At 50.0% G+C, this 5,651-nt stretch carries 7 protein-coding genes; all 7 read right to left on the bottom strand.

Annotated features, from left to right (window positions below; translation table 11 throughout):
- A partial coding sequence (locus H6F80_RS24405) for an HD domain-containing protein (protein ID WP_190794114.1) occupies positions 1 to 447 on the bottom strand: 447 nt, incomplete at its 3' end.
- A gap of 61 nt (positions 448 to 508) precedes the next feature.
- Positions 509 to 1,036, bottom strand: a complete 528-nt coding sequence (locus tag H6F80_RS24400) for a hypothetical protein (RefSeq protein WP_190794113.1) — start codon at positions 1,034 to 1,036, stop codon at positions 509 to 511.
- Positions 1,029 to 1,664, bottom strand: coding sequence for a class I SAM-dependent methyltransferase (locus tag H6F80_RS24395; protein WP_190794112.1), 636 nt, complete (start codon positions 1,662 to 1,664; stop codon positions 1,029 to 1,031). Before H6F80_RS24395 ends, H6F80_RS24400 begins: the two co-directional genes overlap by 8 nt.
- Positions 1,665 to 1,734: 70 nt before the next feature.
- Entirely contained in the window at positions 1,735 to 2,907 is a 1,173-nt protein-coding gene (locus tag H6F80_RS24390; protein ID WP_190794111.1) for an alpha-D-ribose 1-methylphosphonate 5-triphosphate diphosphatase, read from the bottom strand.
- 8 nt (positions 2,908 to 2,915) lie between these two features.
- On the bottom strand, positions 2,916 to 4,052 hold the full coding sequence (gene phnM / locus H6F80_RS24385; RefSeq protein ID WP_190794110.1) for a phosphonate metabolism protein PhnM: 1,137 nt from the start codon (positions 4,050 to 4,052) through the stop codon (positions 2,916 to 2,918).
- A gap of 3 nt (positions 4,053 to 4,055) precedes the next feature.
- On the bottom strand, positions 4,056 to 4,811 hold the full coding sequence (gene phnL / locus H6F80_RS24380) for a phosphonate C-P lyase system protein PhnL (protein ID WP_190794109.1): 756 nt from the start codon (positions 4,809 to 4,811) through the stop codon (positions 4,056 to 4,058).
- Between the two features lie 229 nt (positions 4,812 to 5,040).
- A partial coding sequence (locus tag H6F80_RS24375) for an ATP-binding cassette domain-containing protein (protein WP_190794108.1) occupies positions 5,041 to 5,651 on the bottom strand: 611 nt, incomplete at its 5' end.

Below are 5,651 nucleotides of genomic sequence, written 5' to 3'. Positions count from 1 at the left end.
ATAAGGTTGCTGAATAAATTCTTGAGCGGCTTCGGACGAAAAAATACCGCCTTGCAGTTCCAGGCTGCGCTTTGAGACATCCGATAGCGCGTCCCAATAAGTTGAATTCACAGCACACAGATAGCGTTTTGCTTCAACATGGAGCCGAATGGGTTCTGTGACGGCTACCCCAAATTGCGTTTTCAGGAAAGGAATGGCGCGATATTCGTGGCGATCGTCAATTTGCTGTTCCGCAATGGTTTCGGCAGTGTTTTTGCCCAGATTGTGAATCAGATGCCCGATATCATGCAGCAAGCAAGCAGTGATGAGTTCAGAGCTACAATCGCTTGTTTCCGCAAGCGTGGCGCATTGCAGAGCATGTTCAAGCTGGCTCACGGCTTCACCACCGTACTGAGCGTTTCCTTGGGTTGCCAGGAGTTGCAGGATCAGGTCGAGAGTAGGTTGCATCTTTGCTCCTTGGATTCAAATAGGGGATTCAAGTATGGGATTCAAGCATTGAATTCAGACATCATTTAAGTAGCCAGGATTGGTGACAGTTCCAGGTACGATCGGGATATCGTTGATAGAATCGTACTTCCCAGTCAACAGAGGCTTCAGGGCAAATCAATTGCCTTGCAAGATCGGCGAGTTGCTCACCCTGTTCCGACTGAAATTCATAGGCAAAGCTGAGATGGAGCCAGGTTTTGAGCCGCAGATTTTCGCGACGGGTGGGAGCCTGAGCAAGGTTGGCAAAATCATTTATCCGCTGCGTTAACCAATCTGATCGCAGTTCTAAACCGTGCCAGTCAGGGCGAAAAGTCATTTGAACGATCGTGATGACCGGTTGTGGATAGGGCTGTGCCAACGCGCGATCGAGTGCCTGAAGATAGAGAGGAATTGCCGTTTCAACATCGTGAAAAAAGCCTGTGAGCGTGCAGTGCGGCATATAGGCGTGTGCAGCGTTCCTCCCCACCATTCGCTGACTTTGCTCAAAATAATTCTCTATTTGTTCAGCGAGTTTACCGATCGGACAGGCGTACACAATCAATTCACCCATATCTGTTAACTATCTTTTTTGAGGCTTTTGCAGTCATCATGCCCCAGAGCCAATTAATCTTGTACTTTTCAATTGATACTTCCTGTAGTCCTTCAAATCGAAGCATATCCCGACATTCACTTGCGGTATAAGTTTGGAAGTGGGCACGGTTAAATAACCGTAGAAAAAAGTCACAAACGCGACAGGTCAAATAGTCATGACACCAATCGGTAATTACCAAACGACCATCTGGTTTGAGAATTCTTTTTGCTTCCTGGATGGCTTGAGCAGGATTACGAAAGTAGTGAAAAGCATTCGTTGAAATCACAACATCAAAACTTTCGCTGGGAAACGGAAGATTATCAGCACTGCCTATCCACAGCTCGATCGATTTGGGTAGTTTCTGCTTAGCAATATTGAGCATTTCGATCGAGGGATCTAGCCCAGCAAATTCCGCCTCTGGAACTAAACTAAACATCTGCTGAATCAAAGCTCCCGTACCGCAGCCGATATCTACGACCCGTTCATAGGGCTTGATCTCTAAGCGATTAATTGTCTCCTGAATCGTTGCATTAATGTAGAACGACCAACGACGATCGTACACAGATGCAAGACGGGAATACTCTTCTTGTACGGGATCAGAATACATAGCAATTAATCCTGGCAATCAATCACGACAATTAATCCTGGCAATTAATCACGGCAATTAATCACAGCAATCAATCATAGCAGGCAACTTTCTGTCCCTTAATGTAAACAGAAACGATCGCAGAAGGCAGAGCATTCTCAGGCTGAATCAGCAGGAAGTCAGCATCCAAACCTGGTGAGATTGCCCCTTTTCGATCGCCAATCCGCGCTGCCTGGGCTGGGTGGGTCGATACGAGTTTCCAGGCTTGCTCAAACGGCAGCAAACCCATCTGTGCCAGCTTAAACGGAGCATGAAACAGCGAAGGGTAGTGATAATCGGAGCAGAGGCAATCCACGACCCCTGCCTGCACCGCATCAGCAACACTCATATACCCCACATGGGAGCCATCTCGCACCAAATTCGGCGCGCCCATTAACACTGATGCCCCATAAGCCTGAGACTGGGCTGCCAGGGCAATCGAAGCTGGAAATTCTGCGATCGAGACTTGCCGCTTCGCGCTGATTTGCACCATCTCCTCAGATTCATCATCGTGGGAGGCAACCGGAATGCCCCTCTGGTGTGCCCGATCCACAAGCTGTTCAAACTGTTGAAGTCCTTCCGCCTGACGATCGAGCGCCGCCTCAATCAGGGCGCGAATTTCAGACTGGGACAGTTTAATGCGTTGCTGGAGTCCTTTTGTGTAGCGAGCCAGCGTTGCATCGTCGGTGGACGGGGGCAAATGATTGTTGAGTGATAGAAGCTGTATTGTTCCAGTCTCTAGCCAATCACATAACTCGTCATGATTTGCAGTATTTGCCTGTTCATGGCGAATATGAATGCAGCGATTTGCACCTTGCCCGGGTGTATTCTGAACTGCTTCAATCATTTGTCTTGCCGTATCCCGACTCCGTAAACCGGGTTCAAATGAATCGGTAATTGAATAGTAAAAAGTGGTGATGCCATTAGCGAGCAGCGTCCGATCGTTCTCCACAATTGCCATTTCGATGGGAAACGCAACACCAGGGCGCGGACAAATCATGCGCTCAAATGCATCTCCGTGAATGTCTACGATTCCTGGCAAAAGCTGTAGCCCTGTGACATCGATCGAGACAAAACCGCTTGGTTTCAGGGTGTGACCGATCTCGGTAAACTTACTGTCCTCAATCAGCACGGTTGCATCTTGCAGCCATCCCTTTGGAGTCAGGACATCGGCTCCCTGTAGGGCGATTTTGGGAAGAACTTTAGCCTTTTGTTGTTCTTTCATCCGCGACCTCACGCAAATCGTTTTCCTTCTCGGACTACTGCGGTCAACCGGGGCACAATGCCATCATCGTGCACAGTAATCAAATCTGCTCGTTTGCCAACTTCCAAGCTGCCTCGATCGCCGTCTAACCCGATTGCCCTTGCCGGATTCAGGGTAAAGAGGCGCATTATGTCATAGAGGGGCTGTTCAGTCTGACGTACAATCAAAAACATTGCCTGCAGCAGACTTTGAGGAACGTAATCCGAAGAGATAAGATCGACTAACTGCCGCTCGATTAGATCCATTGCCGAGACATTGCCAGAGTGTGAGCCGCCCAGCACCAGATTTGGCGCACCCATCAAAATCTGGAGTCCCTGTTGGTGTGCCTCTTTTGCCGCATCCAGCGTGGTCGGAAATTCTGCGATCGTGGCTCCGCTTTCGACTGCTTCCTGCACATGTTCGATCGTGGCATCATCGTGACTAGCAAGGAACACCTCCTGAGCCTGAGTGAGTTCTACCAGTAATTTTCGATTTTGTTCGGCATAGCGTTGCTGATCTGCAATGCGTCCCTGAATGAAAGCATCCATTTGAGCCGGGGTAATCCCATGCTTGCCGATGTAGTATTCCCGATACTTCTCAAGGTTGACGAACTGGCGTTGCCCCGGTGTATGATCCATCAGCGAAATCAGCACCAGCAGCGGATGATTCGCATATCGTTCTGCAATTTCGTAAACGTGCTCGTAACCCAACTCGCAGCGCAAATGTAACCGATGATCGGCTGAAAATCTTCCTGCCTGCTGAGCGCGATCGATCGCGTCAATCATCGGAGCAAACTGCGTTAACCGGGCAGAATTAGGCAAGACATCCCCGATCGCAATCGCATCACAAACGGTGGTAATCCCGGCGCTAATCAGTTCGCGATCGTGGTGCAAAGCTGCCATATCGAGGGGCCATTTCACCTTGGGGCGCGGCGTGAGGCACTGTTCCAGATTATCGGTATGCAGTTCGACCAATCCGGGTAGCAGGTAATCTCCCTGTCCGTCCTGACCCTGGCTCACCATTCCCGGCTGAATGTCTGCGATTCTGCCGTTTCGCACCACAAGCGTCCCCAAAATTTCCTGGTCGGGAAGCTGCAAACGGTAGTTCGTGTAAATTTGCTCTTTCATGCTTTAATCATCCTGCCCTAAGGTTAAGCGACGATTACAAACTCGACTGCGGACTTCATCATCATGAAAAATGCCAATCATGGCACAGCCTTCTGCCTTACGCTCTTCGATCAACTGCATCACAACTTCCCGATTCGTCGCATCCAGAGCGGAGGTCGGCTCATCGAGCAGCAAAATGGGATAGGGCACAGACCAAGCACGGGCAATATTGACGCGCTGCTTTTCCCCGCCTGAAAAAGTGGTGGGTGACAGGCTCCAGAGCCGCTCCGGTAGATTGAGCCGGATAAATAACCCTCGAACAATTTCATAGGCGATCTTTGGCGCAGTTCCTAACTCCAGCAACGGTTCAGCCGCCACTTCCAGAGCCGGAACACGCGGAATCACCCGCAGAAATTGGCTAATATAGCCGATCGTTTTTTTTCGCACCTCTAGCAATTCATGGGGTTCTAGCTGCGGTAGATTAACCCATTGCCCCAGATGCTTGACCCAGATTGCACCGCGATCGGTTCGATAGTTACCGTATAGCGATCGAATCAGCGTTGATTTTCCTGCCCCTGATGCACCAGCGAGCGCAACGCATTCACCCGCCTGCAGCTCTAAGGAAACGCCTGCGAGAACGGGTAAACGAATGCCGCCTTGATGATGCAGGGTAAAGCCTTTGTACAATTGCTCCGCTCGGAGAACTAGCGTAGAGTCGCGATCGAGTGGTGCATTAGGAGGGAATGGATGAGGAATGAGCGTATGGTTTGAAACATTCATGATGATGCTCCGATCAAGAGTTGGTTTGATGAGTGTTTCGTGTTCTACATCGCCCCCTAAATGCCCCAATTTATTGGTTGCCGCTCTTAAAGAGCGAGGAGGGACTTTGAACTTCTAAACATTCCGGTCACAAAACATCCCGGTCACAAAAGAAAGTTTTTGAGGTTCGGTTCCCCTCAGAATTGGGGGGCTAGGGGGGCAGGTAATGTGGGTAATTGTCAAACATCCTTTACGGCGTTAAGGTTGCGCTAACTAGCTGCTGAGTATAGGGATGCTGCGGATCGTCTAGCACCTGATCAGTCAGCCCGGATTCAACGACCTGTCCTTGCTGCATGACCATGAGCCGATGTGCTAGAAGCCGCACAACTCCAATATCATGCGTGACCAAAACGACACTCAAATGTAAATTGCGAACCAGAGAGCGAATCAGATCGAGTAGGCGTGCCTGTACTGAAACGTCCAGTCCTCCAGTCGGTTCGTCCATCAACACTAAGCGGGGATAAGTAACGAGAACTCTAGCAAGCTGCAATCGCTGCTGCATGCCACCAGAGAAAGTTCGGGGCAGCATATCCATTCGATCGCCCGGAATTTCTACTTCCGTCATCCAATGCATTGCTTCTGTGCGAATGTTGCCATAGTGCCTTGCGCCAATGGTCATCAGCCGCTCTCCGATATTGGCTCCAGCAGTGACATTCATTCGCAGCCCATCTCTCGGATTCTGCTGCACAAAGCCCCATTCCGATCGCATCAGTCCCCGATGTTTTGCTTCCGGCAATTCCCGCAAATTCAAGATTTCACCCGATCGATTTTGATAAAGCAGTTCACCTTTGTCTACAGGCA

It is taken from the genome of Leptolyngbya sp. FACHB-711 (assembly GCF_014695615.1).
Taxonomy (GTDB): Bacteria; Cyanobacteriota; Cyanobacteriia; order Elainellales; family Elainellaceae; genus Leptolyngbya_A.
The sequence above is the reverse complement of the archived record's forward strand: the minus strand, read 5'-3'. Positions and strand labels throughout refer to the sequence as shown.

Bases quoted from the DNA above. Each gene is read 5' to 3' on its own strand.
- phnL (WP_190794109.1), bottom strand. From the start codon at position 4,811: ATGAATGTTTCAAACCATACGCTCATTCCTCATCCATTCCCTCCTAAT.
- H6F80_RS24395 (WP_190794112.1), bottom strand. From the start codon at position 1,664: ATGTATTCTGATCCCGTACAAGAAGAGTATTCCCGTCTTGCATCTGTG.
- H6F80_RS24400 (WP_190794113.1), bottom strand. From the start codon at position 1,036: ATGGGTGAATTGATTGTGTACGCCTGTCCGATCGGTAAACTCGCTGAA.
- phnM (WP_190794110.1), bottom strand. From the start codon at position 4,052: ATGAAAGAGCAAATTTACACGAACTACCGTTTGCAGCTTCCCGACCAG.
- H6F80_RS24390 (WP_190794111.1), bottom strand. From the start codon at position 2,907: ATGAAAGAACAACAAAAGGCTAAAGTTCTTCCCAAAATCGCCCTACAG.